The sequence below is a fragment of the Methanoregula sp. genome (assembly GCA_041645435.1).
Lineage (GTDB): Archaea > Halobacteriota > Methanomicrobia > Methanomicrobiales > Methanospirillaceae > Methanoregula.
The window spans coordinates 1-24,935 of the sequence record JBAZQB010000012.1 but is presented as its reverse complement, the minus strand read 5'-3'; the positions used below and the strand labels follow the sequence as shown (position 1 = coordinate 24,935).

The 24,935-nt window shown below is 52.3% G+C and carries 25 protein-coding genes; 8 read left to right on the top strand and 17 right to left on the bottom strand.

Annotation, left to right across the window (positions count from 1 at the left end):
* Positions 1-238: 238 nt before the first annotated feature.
* The 3 genes from WC593_15345 to modA form a co-directional block, all read right to left on the bottom strand.
* Entirely contained in the window at positions 239-937 is a 699-nt protein-coding gene (locus tag WC593_15345) for an ATP-binding cassette domain-containing protein (GenBank protein MFA4826524.1), read from the bottom strand.
* Positions 930-1,751: an ABC transporter permease gene (locus WC593_15340; GenBank protein MFA4826523.1), complete on the bottom strand. Its 822-nt coding sequence runs from the start codon at positions 1,749-1,751 to the stop codon at positions 930-932. The genes WC593_15345 and WC593_15340 overlap by 8 nt, the downstream gene beginning before the upstream one ends.
* 70 nt (positions 1,752-1,821) lie before the next feature.
* Positions 1,822-2,778 (bottom strand): molybdate ABC transporter substrate-binding protein, encoded by a 957-nt coding sequence (gene modA, locus WC593_15335; protein ID MFA4826522.1) that lies wholly within the window; start codon positions 2,776-2,778, stop codon positions 1,822-1,824.
* A gap of 569 nt (positions 2,779-3,347) precedes the next feature.
* Here modA and WC593_15330 point away from each other — a divergent pair.
* From WC593_15330 to WC593_15310, 5 genes are all read left to right on the top strand, one after another.
* Positions 3,348-4,181 carry a metal-dependent hydrolase gene (locus WC593_15330; protein MFA4826521.1) on the top strand — a complete coding sequence of 278 codons (834 nt, stop codon included), beginning with the start codon at positions 3,348-3,350 and terminating at the stop codon, positions 4,179-4,181.
* 62 nt (positions 4,182-4,243) lie between these two features.
* Entirely contained in the window at positions 4,244-4,753 is a 510-nt protein-coding gene (gene tsaA / locus WC593_15325) for a tRNA (N6-threonylcarbamoyladenosine(37)-N6)-methyltransferase TrmO (protein MFA4826520.1), read from the top strand.
* A 265-nt stretch (positions 4,754-5,018) separates the two neighbouring features.
* A complete protein-coding gene (locus WC593_15320; protein ID MFA4826519.1) occupies positions 5,019-5,147 on the top strand; it encodes a hypothetical protein in 129 nt (42 codons plus the stop codon).
* 413 nt (positions 5,148-5,560) lie between these two features.
* Positions 5,561-10,660 (top strand): PAS domain S-box protein, encoded by a 5,100-nt coding sequence (locus WC593_15315; GenBank protein ID MFA4826518.1) that lies wholly within the window; start codon positions 5,561-5,563, stop codon positions 10,658-10,660.
* Positions 10,661-10,825: 165 nt separating this feature from the next.
* Entirely contained in the window at positions 10,826-11,284 is a 459-nt protein-coding gene (locus WC593_15310; GenBank protein MFA4826517.1) for a response regulator, read from the top strand.
* A 100-nt stretch (positions 11,285-11,384) separates the two neighbouring features.
* On the opposite strand, the gene WC593_15305 is transcribed toward WC593_15310, so the two are convergent.
* The 3 genes from WC593_15305 to WC593_15295 all read right to left on the bottom strand — a co-directional run bounded on the left by WC593_15305 (position 11,385) and on the right by WC593_15295 (position 17,918).
* Positions 11,385-11,666 (bottom strand): ATP-binding protein, encoded by a 282-nt coding sequence (locus WC593_15305; protein ID MFA4826516.1) that lies wholly within the window; start codon positions 11,664-11,666, stop codon positions 11,385-11,387.
* Between the two features lie 586 nt (positions 11,667-12,252).
* Positions 12,253-12,666 (bottom strand): hypothetical protein, encoded by a 414-nt coding sequence (locus WC593_15300; protein ID MFA4826515.1) that lies wholly within the window; start codon positions 12,664-12,666, stop codon positions 12,253-12,255.
* Between the two features lie 458 nt (positions 12,667-13,124).
* Entirely contained in the window at positions 13,125-17,918 is a 4,794-nt protein-coding gene (locus WC593_15295; protein ID MFA4826514.1) for a PAS domain S-box protein, read from the bottom strand.
* A 204-nt stretch (positions 17,919-18,122) separates the two neighbouring features.
* Here WC593_15295 and WC593_15290 point away from each other — a divergent pair, with 204 nt between their 5' ends.
* Positions 18,123-18,467 (top strand): tetratricopeptide repeat protein, encoded by a 345-nt coding sequence (locus WC593_15290; GenBank protein ID MFA4826513.1) that lies wholly within the window; start codon positions 18,123-18,125, stop codon positions 18,465-18,467.
* A gap of 385 nt (positions 18,468-18,852) precedes the next feature.
* On the opposite strand, the gene WC593_15285 is transcribed toward WC593_15290, so the two are convergent.
* From WC593_15285 to WC593_15235, 11 genes are all read right to left on the bottom strand, one after another.
* Complete coding sequence (locus tag WC593_15285) at positions 18,853-19,437, bottom strand: hypothetical protein (protein ID MFA4826512.1); 585 nt, start codon at positions 19,435-19,437, stop codon at positions 18,853-18,855.
* On the bottom strand, positions 19,424-19,924 hold the full coding sequence (locus WC593_15280) for a hypothetical protein (protein ID MFA4826511.1): 501 nt from the start codon (positions 19,922-19,924) through the stop codon (positions 19,424-19,426). Before WC593_15280 ends, WC593_15285 begins: the two co-directional genes overlap by 14 nt.
* Entirely contained in the window at positions 19,914-20,078 is a 165-nt protein-coding gene (locus WC593_15275; protein MFA4826510.1) for a hypothetical protein, read from the bottom strand. The genes WC593_15280 and WC593_15275 overlap by 11 nt, the downstream gene beginning before the upstream one ends.
* Positions 20,079-20,168: 90 nt before the next feature.
* A complete protein-coding gene (locus WC593_15270) occupies positions 20,169-20,672 on the bottom strand; it encodes a hypothetical protein (GenBank protein MFA4826509.1) in 504 nt (167 codons plus the stop codon).
* A 714-nt stretch (positions 20,673-21,386) separates the two neighbouring features.
* Complete coding sequence (locus WC593_15265; GenBank protein ID MFA4826508.1) at positions 21,387-21,974, bottom strand: hypothetical protein; 588 nt, start codon at positions 21,972-21,974, stop codon at positions 21,387-21,389.
* On the bottom strand, positions 21,965-22,087 hold the full coding sequence (locus WC593_15260; GenBank protein ID MFA4826507.1) for a hypothetical protein: 123 nt from the start codon (positions 22,085-22,087) through the stop codon (positions 21,965-21,967). Before WC593_15260 ends, WC593_15265 begins: the two co-directional genes overlap by 10 nt.
* Positions 22,080-22,442: a hypothetical protein gene (locus WC593_15255; GenBank protein ID MFA4826506.1), complete on the bottom strand. Its 363-nt coding sequence runs from the start codon at positions 22,440-22,442 to the stop codon at positions 22,080-22,082. Before WC593_15255 ends, WC593_15260 begins: the two co-directional genes overlap by 8 nt.
* Entirely contained in the window at positions 22,439-22,837 is a 399-nt protein-coding gene (locus tag WC593_15250) for a hypothetical protein (protein MFA4826505.1), read from the bottom strand. Before WC593_15250 ends, WC593_15255 begins: the two co-directional genes overlap by 4 nt.
* A complete protein-coding gene (locus WC593_15245; protein MFA4826504.1) occupies positions 22,834-23,226 on the bottom strand; it encodes a hypothetical protein in 393 nt (130 codons plus the stop codon). Before WC593_15245 ends, WC593_15250 begins: the two co-directional genes overlap by 4 nt.
* Positions 23,223-23,423 (bottom strand): hypothetical protein, encoded by a 201-nt coding sequence (locus WC593_15240; GenBank protein ID MFA4826503.1) that lies wholly within the window; start codon positions 23,421-23,423, stop codon positions 23,223-23,225. Before WC593_15240 ends, WC593_15245 begins: the two co-directional genes overlap by 4 nt.
* 204 nt (positions 23,424-23,627) lie before the next feature.
* A complete protein-coding gene (locus tag WC593_15235) occupies positions 23,628-23,891 on the bottom strand; it encodes a hypothetical protein (GenBank protein ID MFA4826502.1) in 264 nt (87 codons plus the stop codon).
* A gap of 220 nt (positions 23,892-24,111) precedes the next feature.
* On the opposite strand from WC593_15235, the gene WC593_15230 reads away from it, so the two are divergent.
* Together WC593_15230 and WC593_15225 are read left to right on the top strand one after the other, a co-directional pair.
* The gene (locus WC593_15230) at positions 24,112-24,468 is read left to right on the top strand and encodes a hypothetical protein (GenBank protein ID MFA4826501.1); all 357 of its coding nucleotides are present in this window, start codon (positions 24,112-24,114) and stop codon (positions 24,466-24,468) included.
* 358 nt (positions 24,469-24,826) lie between these two features.
* On the top strand, positions 24,827-24,935 hold a 109-nt coding region (locus WC593_15225), incomplete at its 3' end, for a 4Fe-4S binding protein (protein ID MFA4826500.1).

Genomic DNA, 24,935 nt, shown 5'->3' with positions numbered 1-24,935 from the left:
AACATCCCGTTTCATATATTAAAAAACTTTTTAAAAAGTTTCGGCAGGTTAATTAAATTAAGTTGTTCTCATGAACTCTTGATTCTGATGCAGTTAACCGGCTCACCGGAACCGCTGGGCGGACGTTTCCCTTTCAGCCGCATCCCAGCGGCTTTCAATCCCAGCCGGCCATCGCGGCCGGCCTGCCACCCAACTTCGATTCAACAGATTACGTAATCACGCCAATGAACCCGGATGGTTACCCGGATTCATTACGATACGTACATTCGGCCACATCCTCCGGTCTTCCTTCCCATTCCCTGGATCCCCGGTTGATCATGTACAGCCGGTCGCCGACATCCCGGCTATCAGCAATGCGGTGGGTAACAACGAGACAGGGTATGTGCATCCCGGTCACAAATGACCTCAGCAGTTCTTTTGCGGATCGGATATTCTCGGCATCCAGTGCAGTAAAAGGCTCATCAAGCATAAGAAGTGCCGGCTCGATGGCAAGAGCCCGTCCAAGGGCAACCCTCTGTTTCTGCCCTCCCGAGAGGTTTCCCGCTTTCACATGAGCAAGCTCCCCGATGTTCAGCTTACTTAACCAATACCCGACGCGCTCTTCAATAAAAACCGGTGATTTATGGTGGGCACGAAGACCAAATGCGATATTATCCCGGACAGACAGGTGGGGAAAGACAGCAGAATTCTGGAATACGTACCCGATGCGGCGGTTTTCCACCGGCACATTTACTCCGTTACCCGAATCAAAGAGCACTGCACCATCCAAACAGACCAAGCCTTCATCCGGGGTTACAAGACCGGATATAATGTTGAGGACCGTAGATTTCCCGGCACCGTTCTCCCCCATGAGAACAACAATCTCACCCGGTCCGGCATGGATGGTGACATCGAGTGAAAAATCCCTCAGTTTTTTATGAATTGTTGCATCAAGCATGGGGTACCTCCCTGGGGGCAAGGAGCCGGACTACGATCATAATCGCAAACGAGATGATAACGAGCAGGATGGAGATCGTAAGTCCGACCATAAAATTCCCACCCATCCCCAGATATACCGCAAGTGGCATGGTCTGGGTTACCCCGGGGACATTTCCGGCAAACATGATTGTTGCCCCAAACTCTCCGAGTGCCCGCCCAAATGTCATAACCGCTCCCGAAACAAGACCGTTTGCTGTCAGGGGCAGGGTAATCAAGGCAAAGATCCGCAGGGGGGATGCGCCGAGCGTCCGTGCGGCCTGTTCGTAAGCCGGGTCCAGCTGTTCAAAGAGGGATTTTGCCTGGCGCACGTAGAACGGGGAAGCAACAAAAATCTGGGCCATGATGACAGCGAGTGTCGTAAATGCAATGTTGATACCAAACAAGGAAAGGTACTGTCCCAGTATACCTACCCGCCCCCAGAGAACAAGGAGAGCGAGTCCGGCAACTGCGGGGGGGAGCACGAGCGGGAGATCAATAAGGGTATCGACAATTACTTTTCCCGGGTAATTGTTCCGACAGTGAACATAGGCAAACGGAGTACCAACAAGGATCACAACTCCTAAAGAAACTGTCGCGGTGAACAGGCTGAGGAACAGTGCGCTGATAACATCGGGGTTGGAGAGGGAAGAGAAGAAGAGTTCAGGAGTTGTCCGGAAGAACAGTGCCACAACCGGCAATGCAAGATACAGCGTGACGGAAGCAACCAGGACTGCCGCTCCGATGCAGGTTAAGGTTCTTTTTATCTTCGCTGAAACGATGGGTGGGGTATTCATGCAACAGCTGTTCCGGATCTAATTTTGTTACGCATACTATGTTTCCGGCATTTTAAAAAAGCTAGGAGGTTTATGAGATCGGTCTGAACCCATAATCCCTGAGATCCTGCTGGCCAACAGCGGATAGCATGAAGGTTTCGAAATCGGATGCAGCCCCCTTGCTTGTGGACTGTTTCATGATCCCGATAGTGTACGTCTGGAGGTAATTGTCTGTCTTTGGGATAGTAAGCGCAACATAGGTACCTTGAGGGGCTGCTGTGTAGGTGGACTCGTACACAAACCCGGCATCCACTTCACCGAGTGCTACCTTCGTTGCCACACCCGGTTCAGAAGTCTCGAACGTTACCACGTTTTTCATTACCGACGCGTTCCAGTCCTGGTTGTAGGTAGATTTCGCGAGATTGCCAATGGCGGCATTTGTGGCTGTGCCAACAGGGACGCTCTTATCCCCTATGGCGATCTTCAGGCCGGGCTTTGCAAGATCTGCAAGTGACTGGATCTTTGCGGGGTTATTTGCCGGCAGGATGACAATCACGTAATTTGACGTCAGGGGTTTGACCGTCCCGTCAACAAAGTACCCGCCTTTGGTGAGTTCCGTGGTATACGCGTTGCTTGCGGAGATGAACACATCCGCGTAAGCACCGTTCATTACCTGGGTCCTGAGCGCCTGCGTGCCGTCAAGGTTGAAGACCACATGGTGACCGGGATACATCTTCTCAAAGTCTGCTGCCAGTTTGGGGGACACGCCTTTGAGCGAAGCTGCGGTAAACGCTACAACATTGCCTTCAGAGGATGTGTAGGCCGGCACGGGAGTGCTGGTTGTTGCAATGACAACCGGTGCTATTGTTGTGCTGACTGCCTGCGGCGTTGGTAGTGTAGTTGGTGACGGTGTTGCAGGAACCGCTGTTGTTGATACGGCAGGGGTCACCGGCTGCACTGATGGCGATGAAGTGCACCCGGCAAAGAGTGTCGCGAATATGAGTAGTCCGCAGACGATACCAATGATGATGATCTGACTGGTTTTCATGGGTCTTTTCATGAGGGATCGTTCCATTTTATAACAGGTTACGAGTGGCGTGTAAATTAACTTTTGTTATTTTATCTTAAAGTTAGGTATTTTTAATTAATACACAGTACAGTTTCATTTTTGATATTCCCCATGACAGTACTATACGTAAGGATAAAAATGGATGCTGGTTGTTTCCCTGCACGGAGTTGTATTTATCAAATGGCGAGAATTTACTCGCGTTCTGTCCGAATAATCCAATCGGGGGCGGATGTAACTCCTTAAAAAATTGCACAGGTACATTCCCCGACGTCATTTCCGGCCCACTGCTCCCTGTACCTGATTCCTGTCAGAGCTCAATCGGAACCCCTGGCGAGAGAAATCTTTGCATCAATATTCCCGGAAGAAGTTAAATAATTTATATTAATAAATTCAATAAGTTAAATACAAAATATTATAATTACCAAAACCCAACTTACTTGGTGTCCACCAAACTTTGCACACACCGTGGACACATGCACACACAAACAAGCTATGAACGAATGGGGATCTCAACCATATCCCCGGAAAATTTACCGGAGAATCCACTCATGATCACCCGGCACCATGTAGCACTCGTAATCCTTTGCACGATTATACTCTGCAGTGCGCTGGTGCCTTCTGAACCGGTTCTCATACTGGTGATCTGCCTTGGTGCCTGCACAGGTGCCATACTGCCGGACATCCAGATGAAAAAACCGCAGGGCGTTCAGATCCGGACGGTTGCGTGGGGGATCACCCGGTTCAGCAGTATCCTGTGCACACCGGTAATCTGCTGGTCGTATCAAGTCCTGTCCGGGCGCACATTTCATGCCGGGGACAAGCGGTTGACTCACTCGGTCCCCGGCATACTGTTCCTGGGGGCCATCTTTGCAGTATTCCTGCTCATTCCTGCACTCATTGTTATGGGCAGCGCGTACCTGTACCTTCCCGTTGCATTCCTCTGTGGCCTTATGCTCGGGATGGTCCTGCACCTTGTCGGGGACCTGTGTACACGGAAAGGGATCACACACCTCTTTCCATTCAGCACAACGAGAATATCCGGTTCAATCCGGCCCTGTGATACATCCGACCGGAGGATTGCACAGTTCCATTTCTATCATTGTTCGGTGGCAGCGATCATCCTTATGTTCCAGTACCTCGGCAACGGGCAAAGTACCTCATCGGTGCCTGCCTGTGTATTTGCGCTGGGCTCATGCCTGGGAATGATGTGCTGGTCATCGGATGTGAGCATGTCTGCTGAACATATCATCAGAGACTGGGCAGCAGAGATACGCACACCCATCCGGTTGGATCCGTTCATTGTCCAGGAAAATCCCGGTCGTTCCTCTTCACGACTCATGATGGGTGTGTACTATTTAATAAAAACAAACGATGACAGTTGATCATACACGGGAGTAATCCGCTATCTGCTCTCTTCCGGATACCCGATCCAAGGTGACTCGCAATGAATCCACATGCCAAATCCGTAATTTCCTTTACTCCCATAGGGATCATCCACTCACCGTTCACTGAACCTGCTGGTATGCCGATCCAGCCTGCGGGTGCGGCCGGGGTGAGGGGCACTATTGTTCTCGATGAGAAATTCCGGGAAGGCCTGCGCGACCTGTGCGGTTTTTCGCGGATCATCCTGATTTACCACCTCCACCGTTCGCAGGGTTACGCGCTCGATGTGATTCCATTTCTTGATACCGTACCGCATGGGATCTTCGCAACCCGGGCTCCCCGCCGCCCGAACGCGATCGGCCTCTCGGTCGTGAAGCTCCTTGCGGTGAACGGCTGCGAGCTGGTTATTGAGGGGATTGACGTAGTTGACGGCACGCCCCTCCTTGACATCAAGCCGTACGTGCCGGAGTTCGATTGCTTTCCTGACGAGAAGTCCGGGTGGTTTGCCGGTTGCCGGGATGCTGTCACCCGTATGCGAGCGGATGAGCGGTTTTGCGGGAAGGGGGAGTGAGGGCTGGGAACAGCCTTTTCTTCTGTGCCTGTTTTTTTTACGATCCGTCGAAGAAAAACCGACCTTCACATTCGCGTTCCGGCAGGGTTTACCGTGCCCGGATGGGGTAAACCAGGTGGTGAAATTAGCCTCAGTTTAATGCCCGTTAGCGGCCATCAGGTGAGGGCGTTTCCGCCCGGATTTGGGTAATCGGGGCGAAAATTGAACGTATTTTTCACATGATCAGAAAAGAAGGATTTTGCGGGGTTTTCCGGTATTGACGGGGATGCCGGGAAGGGAAAAGGAGCACGTACAGGGCTTATTTTACCTTGGGGATCATGACCCTGATTTTCAGGCCATCCTTCGAGAAAAAATAATAGATTATACCTCCTCCGCAGAAAAATCCGTTGAATAACTGATCCGGGAACTCAAAGATCCCAACGAAATCGTCCGGTCCACCGGAATATTGCTCAAACCCTCCGGTGAATGATGACCGTCATCCGTGTTGAGTTATTTTTTGAGAAATTCCTGAAAAAAACAAGGGACTGGTATCATATTTCGCCATTATTTAGGGAAAATTGGTAAAAATTTCAAAATTCCGGTCATTTCAGGAAAAATTATATATTTGAATTATGCACATGGATTTATATTCCACTACAAAAAGGAAACGCGCGCAATGTAGTACTACCTCACTGATCTACAAGCATTTCCCGATCTGATTTCAGATCCTCGTGACCCCCGGTTCCCCAGCAACCTGTTCCACCGAATCAACAAAGGACCAGGATCCTCATGCGCACGTTCTATGCAAGTCTTTGAGGAGGATTTGGGTTGGATGCAACAGGCACGGTACCTGATAATCCGGTACCGCACACACGACTCGGATGGCTGAACGGGAAAACCGGGAAAATTCTGGGCCTTGTGCTTATCCCGCTCTCCCTTGGCAGTATCGCAATTCTCGCCTCCCTGAACCTGACAACAGTCTATGAATTTCCCTTTCTGCTTCTGACATTAAATACCATTTTTATTGGCGTCATCTCTGTCGTCATCGCCCATCTCGCGGGCCGAACATATATGCAAAGTGGTTCGGCCAGCATCTTCATGATGGGATCCGGCCTGCTCGTCTTCGGCCTCGGTTCTATTGTGACCGGCTGGGTCATTCCCACAAGCGGGGGACCGAACGCAGCAGTCACGATCTATAATACCTGCACCTGCATCAGTTCCATCTTAATCCTTGCCGGGGCCGTCCTCAGTCTGCAGGGCCCGGTGCCCTGGAAAAAGAAGGGGGATATGCGGGTCGTTGCAGCAGCATATACCGGCATCCTGGTTTTCGTGGCACTCTTCAGCCTTACGACTATGCAGGGACTGACCCCTCTCTTCTTTGTCCAGGGGACCGGCCCTACCATGCTCCGGCAGGTCATCCTTGAAAACACGGTCGTGTTCTTTGGAGCAGCGTCTGTCCTTGTCATGGTTGCGTATCGAAGGCGACGGTCAGATTTCTTCTTCTGGTACTCGATCTCACTCGCCCTGATCGCGACCGGCCTTCTGGGTGTCCTGATCCCATCTTCGGTCGGGAGCCTTATCGGATGGGGGGGACGTTTTGTCCAGTATCTCGGTTTTGTCACAGCCCTCTATGCAGTCCTGATTGCCCGGCGGGAATCAAAGGAAAAACACCTGCCTCTCGATACCGTTCTCGCGAATTTCTTTGTCGATGCAGAACAGAATTACCGGCAACTGGTGGAGACAGCGAATGACGCTATCGTTGTGTACGATGACGATAACCGGATCCTTCTCTGGAATGCGGCGGCCGAACGGTTGTTCGGGTATACCCGGGACGAAGCGATCGGGTCGTCCTCTCCGGATCTGGCATTTGATAAGCAATCCATCACGGCCATTAAAGACGAAGAACCACATCCGGGCGATCAATTCGCCCCTATCTCGGAATCCCGGGAGATCACCTGCAAACGCAAAGACGGGAAAACCCTGCCGGTCGAACTGACCATTTCCCGGCGCTGGCAGGAGGGGAGACGGGTTCATACCGCCATCCTCCGGGATTTGACGGTGCGGAAACGCCTTGAGGCAAAACTCCGTGCCGCGAACGAGGGGCTCGAAGCAAAGGTGCAGGAACGGACCGCAGAACTCGGACATACAACCGAATCTCTTCGTAGTGCCAATGAACAGTTGCAGGCATCCTGCGAACAGCTCGCAGCTGCCGAGGAGGAACTCCGGGGGCAGTACACAGCACTCGCAGAACAGGAGACCCGCATCCGGGAGAGCGAGGAGCAGTTCCGGGAGGCTTTCGAGCATGCCGGTGCCGGTATGGCGCTGACCGCCCCGGACGGCCGCTTCCTTAAAGTGAACGAGACCCTCTGCACCATGCTCGGGTATTCTGAAGAAGAACTCTTACAAAAGACCTTCCGTGACGTCACCCACCCCCATGATATCGCATCAAGCGACCGTCAGGTTGATCTGACCATCAGCGGGAAGACGAAGGTGTTCCGGTTCGACAAGCGGTACCTCCACAGCGACGGCCATATCGTCTGGGCGGCCGTGAGCTCAGTGCTGCTCCGCGATGATGCGGGAGAACCGAAATTCTTCATCACCCATATCAAGGACATAACAGAGCGCAAGGAAGCGGAAAAGACTATTTCCGAAGCCTATGACATGATTGTTACCTCCGAAGCAGAGATCCGGCAGCAGTATGCCGACCTTTCTGAGAAAGACGAAGCGATCCGGGCACTCAACCGGGACCTTGAGAAGCGTGTCGAGGAGCGGACGAGCGAACTGCAGGCAGTCAACGAGGAACTGTCAGCAACTGCTGAAGAATTGCACCGGCAACTCCAGGTAACGGCGGAACGGGACCGGCTGTTGGCAGAGAGCGAGGAGCGGTACCGACGGCTCGTGGATTTCTCACCGGATGCTATCGCGGTTCACCAGGACGGGGTGTACGTATACATAAACCCGGCAGGTCTCCGGCTCTTCAGGGCAGCCATACCGGAGGAAATCCTCGGGAAGAAGGTCCTCGACCTGATCCCCGCGGAGGACCGGGACCTTATCGCGTCCCGGATCCGGGCCGTAGAGGGGGAGGGGTACAGCACGCCGCTCCGGGATGTCCGGGCCCTGCGTCTCGATGGCACGGTCGTGGATGTGCAAAGCACCGGCACCGGGATCCTGTTCCAGGGCCGTCCCGCTGTGATGATTGTTCTCCGGGACATCACGCTCCGGAAACAGGCAGAAAAGGCTGCCGAAGAAGCCCGGATAAAAACCGAAGAGTCGCTTGCCCTGTTCCGGTCGCTCTACGAGAACGCCCCGATTGGTTTTGCATTCCTTGATCAGGATTTCCGGTACCAGTACATCAACCAGCATCTCGCGGAGATGAATGGAATTCCGGTTGTGGATCACCTTGGCCGGAGATTTGAAGAGATGGTCCCGGAGATCTGGGCCACTGTACAACCGGTCTTCGAGCAGGTCCGCGACATGAAAGTTCCGGTCACCAACATCGAGATCCAGGGAGAGTCCCATACATCCCCCGGCACCACGGGATACTGGCTGGAGAGCGTCTATCCGGTTACGCTGCCGGATGGCAGGTTTCTCGGGCTGGGCGTGGCGCTCCTTGACATCACCGGGCGCAAACAGGTCGAGCTCGCGCTGAAAAGGGAGATACAGAAACTCGACATCCTTGCCATGTCAGGCCGGCTGCTCCTCGCCGATGCACCGACCGAGCAAATCGTGACTGCCATCTGCACAAGACTGATGCAGTTCCTCGGCTGCGACGTATTTTTCAACTATATTATCGATGATGCAAAGGATACAATGCTCCTGAATGCGTATGCCGGGATCTCTGCTGAGACGGCACGCACACTATCCCCGCTTGCAATCGGGAGCGCAGTCTGCGGCTGTGTTGCCCGGGACAGGTCGAAGATCATCGTCAGCAATGTCCAGCAGGATGCCGATCCCCAAACAGACATGATCCGTTCCCTCGGGATCACCGCATATGTCTGCCACCCGCTTATGCACCAGGACAGTACCATCGGTACGCTCTCATTTGGCACAAAAAACCGCACCCGTTTCACTGAAGATGAGATCGCGCTGATGGAAGCGGTGACCGACCTTGTTGCGGTCGCGCTGGCACGAAAACAGGCTGATGAATCGCTGCGGGAGAGTGAGGAACGCTTCCGGTCCGTGCTGGAGAATTCCCGGGATGTCATCTACCGTGTAAACGAGCAGACGGGCCGGTACGAGTACATCAGTCCGGCTGTCCAGGAACTTGTCGGGTATACGGTTCAGGAGCTGATGGAACTGGATCGTGAAACATCGCTTTCCATGATTCATCCCGAGGATTTACCGGCATTCCGTGCCGGTATTTTACACATGGCAGATTCCGGGCACGAAGAACTAACATACCGCCAGCGGGCAAAGAACGGCGAATACCGCTGGCTCTCCAATCACATGTCCCTGACCCGGGACAACGAAGGTCACCCGATCTACCGTACCGGCAACATCCGTGATATCACGGAACGCAGGCGGACAGAAGAAGACCAGGCACGGCTGGCCGCCATCGTGCAGTACTCCGACGAGGCGATCATCGGGAAAACACTGGACGGGATCATCACGAGCTGGAATGCCGGTGCAGAGCGGATGTATGGGTATACCGCACAGGAGATGATCGGCAGGAACGTCTCCGTCCTGCTGCCGCCCGGCCAGCCGGATGACACCAGGATCATCCAGAAGCGTATCTGCAATCACAAGCCGGTTATCCGGTACGAGACCCGGCGCAGGAGGAAAGACGGGGAGCTGATTGACATATACCTTACAGCATCGCCGATACTGGATGGCCGGGGCAACCTTAGAGGAGTATCCACAATTGCCTATGATATCACGGGGCAGAAAAAGGCACAGGATGAGATCAGGCGTGCCAATGAGTACAACCGGAGCCTGATCGAAGCAAGCCTCGATCCTTTCATCACCATCAACCCAGCCGGGATTATCAGTGACGTGAATACAGCAACCGTCCTCGCGACCGGGTTCAGCCGGAAAGAACTTATCGGAACCGACTTCTCGCAGTATTTCTCCGAACCGGAAAAGGCAAAAGAAGGGTACGAGAAGGCATTCCGGGACGGGTCCGTCACCGACTATGAACTTCAGATCCGGCATAAAAACGGCGGGGTAACCCCGGTCCTGTATAATGCAACCGTGTACCGCGATCCCGACGGGAACATTACCGGCGTTTTTGCCGCTGCCCGCGACATCACCGAGCGGAAAAAGATGACTGCGCAGATCGAGACCTCGCTCGCCGAGAAGGAAACGCTCCTCAAAGAGGTTCACCACCGGGTCAAGAACAACCTCCAGATCATCAACAGCATCATCAACCTCCAGCTGCGGAAGCTCGACGACCCCGTTGTCATTGAGGCCATGAAAGACAGCCAGAGCCGGGTGCGGTCCATGGCGCTCGTCCACGAACAGCTCTACCGGGGCGAGAGCCTGGCCCATATCGACATCGGGAATTATATCCGGGCACTGGGAACCGGGCTCTTCCAGTCGTACGAAGCGTCACAGCGGGGGATCAAGCTTGATCTGGACATCCCGAAGATTCCCGTGGACATCAATACTGCCATCCCGCTCGGTCTCATCTGCAACGAACTGATCACAAACAGCCTGAAGTACGCATTCGCGGACAAGAAAGACGGGAAACTCAGCATCAGTGCTGCCATGGATTCCGCGTACCTGAAATTTGTCGTGGCTGACAATGGGATCGGTCTGCCGGAGCATATCACGCTGGAAAACCAGGCCTCGCTCGGGCTTCGTCTGGTAAATACGCTTACTGACCAGCTGGACGGGACGGTTACCATTGACCGGACTGCGGGTACGAAGTTCACATTATCCTTCCCCAATAATTATGGGAAGGACAAACCGGGAGGTGCCGGGAGATGAACCGGACGGCCATTCACCGGGGGAACGATCGTTTTCAGGTTCGTCCCGGCCGGGGTCTTCGCACGAGTGATATAACCGGCCATACCCGGAGGGGAGGAGCGGAACGACAATCACAATTCATGTTCCACGGACTGCAGAATCCGATAAATCAGGCGTGAATGTCATATGAATGGAAAACCACAAATCCTTGTTGTTGAGGATGAACTGCTGGTGGCCCAGGATCTGCTGGAGATCCTGACCGGGTTCGGGTACGATGTTCCCGGCATTGCAAATTCCGGCGAAGGAGCGATCCGGCTTGCCGGAGAAAAACGCCCGGACCTCGTGTTGATGGATATCAACCTGACCGGTGAGATGGACGGGATTACTGCCGGTGGCGAGATCCGGTCACGGTGGGGTATCCCCATCATTTATGCCACGGCATATACTTCCAGGACGATTGTCGATCGGGCAAAAAAAACCAGTCCTTCCGGCTTCATCTTCAAACCCTATAACGATATGCAGATCGAGATCGCAGTCGAGATTGCACTGCATAGTGCCGGGATCGAACGGCAGCTGAAGGAATACGAGGAAACAATACGGGTATTGCAGCAGGCAGATTCCGGAAGGGGATCTCCCCCTCCATGACACAGGGTAGGTTGTTATGACATCCATGGGCACGATCCTGATCACTCAGGATAAATACTCCATGTTTCAGCAGCATGTGCCAGCATAATACTCCACAGGATCAGTTCACATCGGAAACCGCATGAACCGGAATATTCGGCTGTTCTTCAAGCGTAATCCGGAAGACCGTGCCCTTTCGCGGCAGCAGCCCGATGGTGCCCCGGGCCTGCTGCACCAGCAGGGAGACGATCTTCAGCCCGAGCGAACGTGGGTTTTTCCAATCGGTGCCCGGAGGCAGCCCGATGCTATCGTCCCCGATAGTAAAGACATTTTTTTTATCTTCCCGTCTTCCGTGAATGGTGATAGTCCCCGTTCGTCCTTCCGGAATTCCGTAATTATTCATTACACAGCGACGAGCTTTTCGCTTGCGAAATGCGAGGAGTGCGCTCTTGCAACCGCTGGCGCCGGAGCCGTGCGACAAGCCAGGGGCGTCATCGTATCAACAGGGCAATCCGGAAAACAAGGGAGGTGATGTGAGCGGAACGGGCGATAAGCCCGTGGAGACGAACATGATAGAGCGTCACCAGCATGTAATGAACAGCAGCAGGAAATCGCCGCCCCCGTTGCCCGCGTCGCACAGCTTCGCCATGCTCGCACTGCTCCGCGACCGGCTTATATCGACTAACAATATAAATTACCCTTTTCTGATTTACCCCGGAAAAACCGACCTTCACATTCGCGTTCCGGCAGGGTTTACCAGGCCCGGATGGGGTAAACCAGGTGGTGAAATTTGCCTCAGTTTAATGCCCGTTAGCGGCCATCAGGTGAGGGCGTTTCCGCCCTGATTTGGGTAATCGGAGCGAAAATTGAACGTATTTTCCACAGGATCAGAAAAGAAGGATTTTGCGGGGTTTTCCGGTATTGACGGGGTTGCCGGGACGGGAAAAGGAGCCCGTACAGGGCTTATTTGTCCTCAGGATCCTGACCCCCTATTCCATGTGTCTCTGACAGAGGCGTGGATACTCATTTTCATCCCCGTCCTTTAAGACCAGATTCTCTGACAGGCGCCGGAGGAGTGTTTCCAGCACTACCGGCCCGAGCACGGCCTCAGCTTCTTTCCGGTATTTCCCTGCAAGACAGTCAGCAATGATCCGGTTTCCGGGCGGGGTGGCCCACATCCCCCCGCGTTGTTCCGTACCGATCAGTTGATTCTGCTCCATCTCTGAAAGGATGGCAGTCATTTTTGACATCGGCACCGAGCAGAATTGGGCCAGCACCCGCTTTGGGGGCAGACGCACCCGGACCCGGTCCGGGAAAAAATCAACTTCCAGGGATTTTTCCTGGCAAACCTGTATCCGGATTGCTGCATCGAAGATCTGCTCTGCGGTGATGGGGTCAATCATCGTTATGCAATGTATTATCGCACACGATTTAAATCAGTTGGTATATCAGATGGGATAAAAAAAGAGATGGGAAATTTTTAACCGGTTTATTCATCTATGTTATAGTATAGTGGTAGAAATTACCCCAATCACCTGCTGCGCTGTCGCCGCATCCACCACCTGCGCCAGCAGCGCCGCCATCCCGACCTCGCCGAACCAAGAACTCATTCAAAATTGACGACCTCCCCCCATGCAGGATATTTTCTCTTTAAGACTGATTATATACCGTTCCAACGGCAGGATAATTTATTCCGGAAGGGGCAGGATAAAATTCCTCACACGGTATCATAAGAATATAGGAATTCATTCATGCGTGGGGTGAAATAACAGCCCGGATTTACGACGTTCCTTAAGCGGGTGACTGTCACTCTTGATGTTTATCGTGGTACAGGTTTGAAAAAAGATCTGCCGAGTGTCAGTCAGAAGGAATTGAATTTTAATTTCTCAAGATGATGCCGGTCAGTGATATCCTCAATAGTCTCAACCGCTCCAAGGATATTGCCCTTCCCGTCTTTGATGGCAACAGCAGTATGATGCAGCCATTTCCCTCCTTCACCTGCATGAGGGAAAAAGTCGGTCATCTCAACGGCCCCCTCCATAAACTTGGACGGGATAATTTTTTTCATATACCATTCCTGAACAGATTCCATATTCCCATCAATCATGAGATCAGCCAGGCACGGCCGTACGGGGTCAGAGATTGCCTGCCATCGCCGGGTTGTCCCGATTATATCCTGAGCTTTAATGCCACTGAATTCTTCAAGTGCCTTATTCCAGTACATGACGCGATAATCTGAACCGATGACATATTTCGGAATAGGGGAACTGTGTAAAATGGTATACAGGCGCGCTTCGCTCTGGCGCAGCGCTTCTTCAGCCAGTTTGCGATCTGTGATATCAATCCCGATACCTCTCATGCCGGTGATTTTATTATCATGGACAATCGGAACATGATACACCAGCAGGGGAAATGTGCTGCCGTCCTTCCGCAATGCAGTAAATTCGTGGCATTCAGGGAACTTTTTCGGTTCATGCATTAATCCCTCAACAAAGTCATTAAACACCCGTTCCCGGTCACCGGGATGGATCATCTGCCAGATGGTCAGTCCCGTGTCCAGATCTTCCGGATCGTAGCGGTACATTTCTAGACTGCGTTGGTTGGCAAAGGTGAGATTTCCCTGTGCATCACATTCCCAGACGTTCTGGGGCAGCATCTCGGCAAGATCGTGGAATCTCTTCTCGCTCTCACGGAGCGCTTCTTCGGCCTTCCTGCGCTCAGTGATGTCGATCCCGATACCCCGCATTCCCACGATCTGGTCCTTACGGACAACAAGTGTTGCATAGATTTCTATAGGGAATGAGCTCCCATCCTTGCGTAACGCAGTATAGTGATAGAGTTCAGGGAATTCCTGAGGGCCGTGATTGAAACCCTGAAAAACTTCCTTTTTCACTCTATCCCGGTCATTGGGATGCATCATCTGCCATATTGTCACACCATTGTCCAAGTCTTCCAGATCATAACGGTACATGTCAAAACTGCGTCGGTTGGCAAAGGTGAGATTTCCTCCAACATCACATTCCCAGACCGATTGAGGCAGCATTTCGGCAATATCCCGGAATTTCTTCTCACTCTCTTTAAGCGCTTCTTCGGCTTTCTTGCGTCCTGAGAAATCTTCAGTTATCGTAAGTGCTTTTCCGTTCGTGAAGTGAACTACCCTCCACCGGATGTCCTTGTCAGACCCGTCCTTGCAGCGAACCCGGAATATATTATCTGTATAGGTATTCTTCCCGGCGAGTCTGCGCATGTCATTCATCCAGATTTCATATAACTTCTGACGGTATTCAGGGTCGGGATACATCTGTTCGAACCAGTCGGCCATATTCGGGTTACTGTCAAGGGTGTACCCTAATATCTTCACAAATTCCGGATTGATATACTCAATAACTCCGGAATGACTGTCGGAGAATGCAATACCTATTGGTGCATTCTTAACAACGCCACTGAGTCGCTCCTCGCTCTCCTGAAGGGCTTTTTCAACAATTTTACGTTCGGTGATGTCCCGACCTTCCGGTATCAGATATAATATACCGCCCTGATCATCCAGAACGGGCTTAAGGGAAAAATCCACGTTTATCAGATGCCCGTCAGCTGTGGGATGCGTAGCCTCAAACCGTACGAATTCCCCAGCAGCGGCCCTTGATACGGCATCCCGTAACCGATCCTGAAGTTCTTCCGAATGGCTCCACCACGGAGTGTCCCAGAATGGTTTCCCTACCACGTCCGATGCATGTATCCCGCAACAGTCCAGTGCAGACCGGTTTGCTTCGATAAGGGTCCCATCGGTCTTCATCAGGCCGATGAACTGGTATGAGTGATCGATGATCGCCCGGAATTTTCGTTCGCTTTCCCGGAGCGCCTCTTCCGCCTTTTTACGCTCCGTGATATCAACAAAACTCTCAAGAAAATATTCATGTTCCCCCAGCTGCACAGGGACAACGGTTCTGAGTATGGAGCGCTTCTCTCCTTTGATAGTGTTCAGTACACCTTCCGAACGGACAAGCTGCTGTCCGAGATCCATGACCGGGCACAGATCATTTTCTGTGGGACAGAACCATTTTTTACAGATTGAACCGACAATGGAATTTTTGTCAGTTCCGATCAGTTCTGCAGCGGTGGAATTGGCATCGAAGATCGCATGCGTCTCCGGATCGATGACCACGAGTCCGGACTGCGTGGAGTTGAAAATTTTCAATAAATAGTTCTCACTGTTCTTCAATGCATCTTCTGCACGTTTCCTCTCGCTCTCTTTGAGCGCATCTTCGGCAACCCGCCGCTGGAGTGCAATCGAGGCCTGGAATGCATAGGTCTCGATAAGCGGCAGGTTTTGAATAGCGGAACCCTTATAGAGACAGATCGTTGCGTTCCCGTAGATCTCGTCTCCCTGCACAAACCCTATTGAATAAAAGTCCCCCATGTTGACGGATGCGGCAATTTTTTTGCAGATATCTTCCGGAATCTGCCTGAAACATAATTCAAACAGAGACAGCGGCAATTTATGGAGTCGTCCCTCACGTAAACCTTCGATGGCAGCATAATCCAACCTCATGCTCAGGCCAAGAGGGACCCGCCCGAGATGTTGCGTGCATTTATCACGATCGGCATCGCTGAGAATAGACCTGACCGTGAGATTCCCGGTTGTATTGTCATGGGAGTTGACAATGATCATCGCATCCGGAACGAGTGAATGCAGATCTGTAGCGATTTTTAAGTAAATATCGGATGCCGGGGGCAGTTCTATGAACTCCTGCAGTTTTCGGGAAAAAAATTTTATCTGGGCAATATGATTCCTGATTTTCTCTGCTGCCGCGTGTCGCTCGGTGACGTCCCGTATAATCCCTTCAATGCCGAGAACATCACCGGATTCGTCATAGTACTGATGGCTGCTCACAGCAACGAACAGGGGAGTGCCATCCTTTCGTTTCAGCACTACTTCATAATCCCGGACCTCCCCATACCGGCAAACAGCATCGAGGAACTCCTTTCGTTTCGCCGGCTCCTGGTAAAAAGTATCCGCAATATTCCTGCCAATACATTCGTCAAGGGATCGGTATCCAAGAATATGTGCCCAGCTGGGGCTTGCCATGATCAGGTTTCCGTCACGGTCAGTCCGGTAAAAGATATCCTGGATATTATCGATCACACTGCGGTACTGCTGCTCGCTCTTTTTCAGTGCATCTTCGGCAATCTTCCTGTCGATCGCAATCGCAGCCTGCCGGATGAACGCCTCGATCAGTTCCCGGTTCGGCAGCTCGGAACCGCTCTGAAGGCTTATGCCGACATCGCCAAGAATCCTTCCCTTGGAGACGAGTCCCATCAGGTAGGACTCGATGCCACCCGCAGCTTCTTCGATCTGCCTGCATCTCTCATCGGGAACCTGCATGTGGAGGAGCCGAAAGAGAGGGGGAGTTTTTACAAGTCGCCGGTGCCGGATGAGCTCCGCCGTGTCAGCCTTATTGATGGGAAAGGTCATATCCGCTACCTTCATCCCGGTGAGCTGCTGCATCGTATCGAGGGCAATCGGATTTCCAACAACGCTTTTGAGAATGAGTTTCTGGTTCGGTTCGTCTAAGTAACCTACCCATACTAAAAATCCCGGTGCGAGAGAATAAACCTGCTGCGCAACGTATGCATAGATGTCATCGCCTTCACCCATGTCCATGAATGCCTTTCCGGTCTGCGAGAGGAATTCCATTATTTTGATGTAATTGTTGATCTTTGCTGCAGCCTCACGTTTCTCGGTGTTATCCCGTCCCACACCCTGGTACTCATGGACCATTCCTTTATCGTCAAAAAGCGCACGGATAGTCCAGAGATTCCAGCAGACCCGGCCGGACGGGTCCGACACCCGGCAGTCTATAGTCGTAACAGGATGTTCCTTATCAAGGGACTGAAGTGCCTGGTTCAGCATAACTAAATCTTCATCATTAATCCCGGGTATGTGGAACCTGCCAAGAAGTTCTGCGGGTATTTTCCCGAGATAACGGGCATACGACTCATTCACGAAAGTGAGGGTGCCATCAGGGTGGAACCGCGTGATGAACTCAGTCTGGTCCTCAACGATACCACGGTACCGTGCTTCGCTTATCTTTAAGGATTCTTCAGAGGTTTTTTTAGCAGTGATATCTTCGATAAGATAGGTAAACCCCTGGCCCCCGTCTTCAAATGCTGTCGGCACCTGCTTTACTCTGAAATGAAATGTCTCTCCATGAAGCAGACTGCTCATTTCCGTTATCTTTTCCTCGGCAATTTGCCCGTTTTTAACCGGTTCTGGTGTTGGGAGGCAGCTGAAGAAAGGATTAGTAATCTCGCTGATTTTTTTGCCGATGAGTGCTTCTCTTTTTTCATTGAGAAATTTAAGAACCGGTTCGTTCACCTGAATAACTATCTGTCCTGTATCGAGCACAATAACATAATCGGAGGAAAATTCAAGCATTGCTGAAATCGGAACCCGGTGGGAGAGGAAATATACCTTGGCAGCCCCGGTGATCTGCATCTCCACCTGGCCGGAAATGAGGAGCAGATCAAGATACTTGGCCACCATGTTTCTGTTCATCTTTGTTTTGGAGGAGAGATCAGAGATAGTCATGCCCCGGGGATGCCACCGGAGATATTGCTTGATTTTATCGACCTTCTCTTGATCAAAAGCTGCCATGAACGTATCAATAGTTATTATCTATTACAGGCTAAAAATAATTTGAATTGTGATGCTATATTTACTATAAAAATATTTGCATGGCAGACCATGATCGCAGAGTTATGTAGCGATTCTATTGTGCAAATTCTTATTAAAACTACTGGATAATTCCATTTCAGTCACAGAAACGCCGAATGCAATTCTGTAGACCGGGAGGAAAAAATGACAAGGTCTGGTAAGAATGGTGTCTCTCCGGAAGCGGAGTATCTCTATCGACAGGCACGTGAAAAAGTAGACGAGGGGGAATATCTGCATGCGGTGACGTTCCTTCAGCGGGCAATTGAGATTTCGCCTCATTACCCTCATGCACTTGTTGAGCTTGGCAATTGTTTGGATTGTCTCAACCAGTATGATAACGCAGTTACCTACTATGAGAAAGTAATTGCAGTCGATCCATTATACGCAGATGCCTGGTTCAATAAGGGGATGAGCCTGAAAAAACTGGGTCGCGACATGGATGCATCTCCCTGTATTGAGCGGGCAATCGAGCTGTACTGCGGCAGGTAGTGTAACAATCCGATAAATGGTTTAGGCTTTCTGCGAGACCGGAAATAATGAATTGGGCGGGTGGGCGGTAAGTAAGGGAAATAGGATCAACTTTCGACAAAACAATGATTGCACGTTTAAGTAAAGATCATGAGATCTAAAAAGCCCTATTTTTTTATCGCTGAAAAATCGCTGTTATATCTGTTGCCTGATTTCAAATCCTTCGCATAGAGAGGCTGTTACATCCATATTCTTGATTTAACTATTGTACCGCCTGATAGCAGAGATATACCTTCATTTTTTCAGGATAGTATTCTTTCCAACACCAATTATCCAATCAGGCTAATTTTCCATTAGGTCCCATACACCCTGATTACCAGCTTCCCTGACAAAGGATAAATGAGGGTTATGCCCCCATCCCCATTATCACCCCTGCCACTCGCTGCGCTGTCACCGGGTCCACCACCTGCGCCAGTACCAGCCCCGCTATCGCCACGAACAACGTCCAGAATACCTTCCGGACCTGCTCGTTCTTTCCGAACGCCTCGATGACAATCTCAGCATCCGTCTTCATCGCCCGCTGGATCAGCTTCGGCAGGAACACAAACAGCGGCAGGAACAGGACCGCAGCCCCGATGAACGCGAGCGTTATCTCCGCCCGGCCCGCCAGGAAAATCCCGAGCGGGAGCGCGAACATTCCCGCCAGCAGCGCCGCCATCCCGACCTCGCCGAACCAGAAGTAGTGCCGCTTCTCCGCGTAGTTCAATCGCTCCGCATCCGTCAGCACAGAGAGATCGAAGATGCCGAGCGTATGCAGCATCCCGTACCAGGCCGCGTGCGACTCCTCCGGGTCCGCAACGAGACCGAGGAAGAGCACCGCGAGCGGCACGATAAGGAGCAGAAGGGGGAGGTGGGCCAGCACCAAAACAGCCCCCAGCAGGACACCGGTACCGCAGATGGCGGCCCGGGTCTGCAGCTCATTCTCGAACATCATCCCCGCCCGGTACGATCGTGAGCTCGAAAACGGGGCTCGTGTAGCCATGGTTTGCCGGGCTGAAGTCCCGGATCATTCCCCGCTGCCCAATCTTCCTCCGGGCGGTACGGATCCGGACCGTGTGGGTACCCGGTGCCCGGGGATAAACCCTCCGGCCGTCGATGTCTCGCATCTCCCGGTAGTCAGGGATCTCGAACCAGTGCGGCCAGAACCGGATACCCATCGGGAGATCCGTTCCGCGTTCCAGGTCCTGCAGCCACATCGGCGTCAGGTTGTCGTAGCACAGATCGATGATGAGATCCGTGTCCTCAAGGTCCGGGTTCAGGTCCAGCTCGTAGAAGATCGGGTTGCGCCGGGCTTCATCGAGCGTGAGGGGTGTATCCTTTGTGAGCGGTTCGAGACCGCTGAAGGTACCCCGGAATAACCCGACAACGGTTGCGACCGGCTGCATCACCGTATCAGGTATCGCCTTATCAAATTCCATGATAGTCCTCCTTGTGGTGTTCGTGCTCAGCGCGGAGTTTCCTGAACTCCTTGACGACTTCATCATATTTGCCGATCTTCTGGTAGATGGCAAACAGCATCGGATAGATCGGGAGCACGGCTCCCAGTACAATCGCTAACATTTCGGTTTCCATAACGGCCCTCCGGCAAACAACGAACGGTCCGGAGAAAAAAGGTGACCGGGGGGTCTCCTCCCCTCCGGGTCTTTTCGTCATCTGCGATTCTCAGGCAAGTGCCGCCACGGTGTCTGCCCAAGTCTCGATACGGGTCCGGATTGCATCATCCGAGTAGGAGGTGATGCTGACCCGGTCACGGGAGAAGTTCACCTGGTATATCTCCCCATTCGCGTCGTGGCACCGGAGGGTTGCACTGTATGCTTCGTTGTCGGTGTCACGGTACGGTGTTCCACCGTGAGCAGTGGAGAGGGAGGTGTCAGCAAGAATTGCTGTGGCTCCTGCATTGAACCCGGCGATGGTGCTGAACCGGTCAGACAGGTTGCCGACGGTGTTTGCTTCAGCGTCCTGGTACACGATCTTTACGGTATACCCTTCCCGGGTCTTTTCAACCGGGTTGTGGGTCTCCCCGGCAGTCATGTAAGCTACACAGGCAAACGGGTTGTCGGTGATGACCGACTGGACGATCGTGTTGAAGGTCGCTACGTCTGCTATCGGTTCTGCGAGTTCGCGAACCGCACTCTTGGTTACATTGCTCTGTACGAAATCTGCCATATTGTTTCCTCGGTTTTTTCTTTCGTTTTGTTGAGAGGTTCACCGAACCGCTCCGTTGTGTCGCGGGGCCCTTTGACATACCAGTATGGGATTTCATAAGGTATCGGCGTGACTGAATCCCGCATTTTTTCGAAAAAAGGGACGGGCTTTGGGGAGGATTGCGCGAACCGGGCACGTTTGGCATTCCGATGTCGTTTGCCAAAATGTAACCGGGGGAACCGGTGCACCCGGGCTCTCTGTTTAAAAATTCCTGCCATATATTGGGTTTGCAGGAATTGCCGGTTTTTGTTTTATATACCCCTTTGTTTCCGCTGCTGATATCCCACCATTCGACCGGTACAGTAGGGGAAGAATTACGGATCTCTGCCGGAGGTTCCTCGTAGTAGTAAGAAAAATGAGTTACCAAGAACGCACCGGTTTTTATTAAAGCGCTCTTGCGGGCTCTTGGGAGCTGCGGCATCTGATGCCTCCGCCCCCGCCGCGCGGGCATCCCCCGATGTAGCGATAACCCTCACGAGGTTGGACTTCCGAAACGGGGGTCAAGGGAACGCTCCCCTTGGGTTGCCTCCCACTCTGGGGGAGAGAGGGGGTCACGCTCATAATTGCTGAAGAAACAAACCAAATCGCAGGAAAACAGGATTTCTCCAGAACCAAAAAAAGAAAAGTGTTGCAGATGACTCCCGTATGATCACTCAAAAAAAAAGGGGAGCCCGGTCAGGGATTCTGCAGCTCGACCGGTTTCGATGAGGGCTGGCTCGGGATTTTTCCGGGATTTTTCTTTGACTTGTTCCCACACCGGCTTTTTCCGCAGGGCTTGGTCGCCCTGGTTCCCGGTCGTGCAGTCCTCATGCGGATCGTGTAGTAATGCTGCTTCGTCCGGATCACAGAAATCCGGAACGTCTGTTCCCCCCGCTGCCAGATGGCCCGGGCGATGATGGCCGGCACGAGATAGAGTGGGATATCCTGCTCTACAAAAGGAGAATTCTTTGAAACTCTCCGGGAGACTGAGGCGGAACGGGGGCGGATGATCTTTGCAGGAGCGACCGTGTGGCTTTTTGTCGCTGGTGCCGTACCGCATCCGGGTCTCTGGATATCCGGTAGTACTGGCATTGTCGCGGGAGTGACCGGGATCGAATCATGCCGGGATGTGCCAGGTGGTGTGTTGGAATGGCCGGCATGTGCCGGGAACAGTGTATCGGTCGTGATCTCCCGGATTGAGATCGATGGAAGGACCGGGTGAACGATTGACATGCCGTGGTTCAGGACGGGACCGCTCCCTTGCATTGCTTCGGTCAATTGCATAGGTTCACCTTGATCTTTCCCTTGTGTTCGATCCAGATCCCTTGCGAAGGTATCGGGGGGAATTTCTTACGGGGTTTGCGCGCCTGCCCGTAGCGGTTCCAGCATTCAGACATGGGAGACCTCCCGGAGGCCCTCGGCCAGTACTTCGAGACAGGTAAAGCAGCCGTTATTCCTGATCCAGATCTCAAGATGAAGAGCCATGGTCTTTGAACCCAGCGGAAATAATATCCGTAGGAGCCCGGCATCGGTGTGGCAGAATTGTTCGGCAGCGGGGATACCCGTGAGTGGCCGGGGTGTCTGTTTGAGCTTGAGGTAGAGCAGCTCGGTCGTATTCCGCAGTGCCATGAGATGGGCCGGCTTATGGGGGGTGGGAAAGCAGGGGCGCATAGGCACGACTGCGAATCCCTTCTCTTCCAGCAGTGACGCTGCTGCACGCTCGATCGGTGAGAGCCGAACGGTATTTTTCATGGTGCTTCCTCCACGAGAATTCGCATCGGCAATTTTTCTCCTGCAGGAATTTCCTGGATCCGGTCCGGCAGGATCGCAAAGCAATGATACCCGTGGTTTACCCTGTAGAGCCAGATCTCGTACCGGATCGGGGAATCCGGGTGCCGTACCATTTCGGTGCGATACCGCAGGACAGCCCGGGTAAAGTATTGCTCCACCGTATCGATCGTTGCCGGACGGTGTGACATCTTATAGATCCGGATATAGCGGGTTTCACCGGATTTCCCGGCAACGAGATAGGCCGGGGGCAGCCGCTTGTCCCCCTGCCCGTTGGGGACGATGCGGACCTCATACCCATTCAGCCTGAGCTGTTCGCAGGCTCCCTGTTCCAGTACGGTGCAGCGTCGGCTGGTCATCCCCACACACCCCCGAAGGGGCGCTGGGTAAAGACGGCACCGGTCCGGTTATCGAAAAGCTTGTCCGGCAGAACCTCAACGGGGAAATGTTTCCCGAGGGTTGTTACCAGTATCTCGTAGTGCTCCCCGGGTTTCGGTGGATTGTTTTTCATCAGTCTCCGGAGGACACGGATCGCATCTTTACCGTACCGGGCAACTTCCGCGATCGTATTGAGGGTGTTGGGGCAGATCATCAGTTTCACGTGGAGGGTCTCTCCGGACCGCGTGCAGACAAACGTCTCGGGTGCATCCCGCTCCCGGGGCAAGACAGACCGGATCACATCGTAGCCGCGGCGGTTGAGGTAATGGGCAGCCTTCCGCGAGATCGTGTGAAGCGCATTTGATGTCATGCTGCACTCCGCCCTGCCACCATTGTACTGCAGTTGTTCCGTGCCGGGACCCGGGATCGCAGTTCTTTTGTTATGATCTTCCGGTACCCGAATTCGACGATGATCTTTCCCATCATGGAGAGGCCCGTCAGTTTTTCGTTCGCCTCTCTTGTTGCCTGATTAACCCTCAAGGGCTTGTTGGCAGATGTGTTCTGCATAATTTCCACCAATTTTTTCTTAAAATTGTTCGACCGACTCTTCCCTTTAACGAGCGGGACCAGGGAGCCGCCACTCGTTCATGATGCTTAAAAAAGACGACGGCACCCGGTGATTCCGGGCAGGGCCCGGGCTGGAATTCCGATCGGGTATGCCTGCTTTCTGATTCGGCAGGTCCCCTGTCGGATGGCAGCCGCGAGAACTACTCAGATACCGGATACCGGCGTCTGCCGATTACCAAAAAACGTGAAGAGCGAAAATATCGGGGCGTGGCCGCTCGTGATCCTGTACCGCAGCCCCAGGTTCAATGCCTGTACTGCACCGGTTGGGATTACGTATCCGGAGAACGGAAGGTACGCTGAAACGGAGGGGGTAACCCGGTGATAGGTAACGGAAACAAATCCGGCCTTAATGGCCTTTGCCGTCTTTTTCAGCCTCATTTTCAGGTGCGCTACGATTTCCCGGAACATTGTAATAAACAAAACTGGATTATTCGCCTATTTAAATAACACGTAACCTGTGGGTTATATGAATCGTTTTTAAGAAAAAATCTGCCCGTAAAATGATTATTTTGGGATTTTTGCCGGGGAAAATTCGGTGCGCGGCTGAAATTTTCTGGGAATTTACAGAATATGATGAATCTTGTGGTTAAAATGATTTTAAGCGGTTGGACGTGCCGCATTGATAGGGGTGTTTCCGGGTGAGGGCAAACGTTGGGGAAAAGGAGAAAATGCAGGGAAAAGTGGAGAAAAAATAATAAAAAAATTACGAAAAATTCTCTTAACATTTCTCTTGATGCTAAAATATTCCCTGGAAAAAAAAGATCATCATATTCGCGTTCCGGCAGGGTTTCCGGGGCCTGGATGGGTAAAATTACGTAGCGAAAAAAGCCTCAGTTTAAAGGCCATTGGTGGCCATTCGGTGAGGGCGTTTCCGCCCGGATTTGGGCAATCAGACACCAAATTGGACGTATTTTCCACAGGATGGGAAACCGGCGGTTTTACGGGTTTTTCCGGAAACGGTTCCGGGAAACGGGGCATGGTTTGAGCCGGTTTTCTCGTATCTCATATCACCTTCCGAGAACGGGGTCCCCCCGCTCCATCTTAGTGATGGGTGGTATGTTCTGCGCGGAAACCAAAATCTCATCAGTAAAAAAGGCAAGAAATTATTCTGTTCGTTTTATACAACCGTATCCGGGAACAAAATCCGGACCATGATGATTTTTCTCTCGCCGGTTGTTAACATGATGAAAAATTCAAGGTATAAGGTTAACCTGTTGTAAAAAAGGGATCTGTGCGTTAATTACTACTGATTTATCGTCGGTGAAATTAACAATCTTTAATTACTGTTCTGGATCTACCTCTAAATTAGGCAAATTTTATCATAAAATTTGTGTGTGATGTGCATGGCTTTTGCAGTTCATGTAAACATGGAACGCTGTACCGGGTGCAACAACTGTGTTGTTGCCTGCCCGGTTAATGCTCTCGAGCTCTTTTCGCTCGACCCTGTTACCA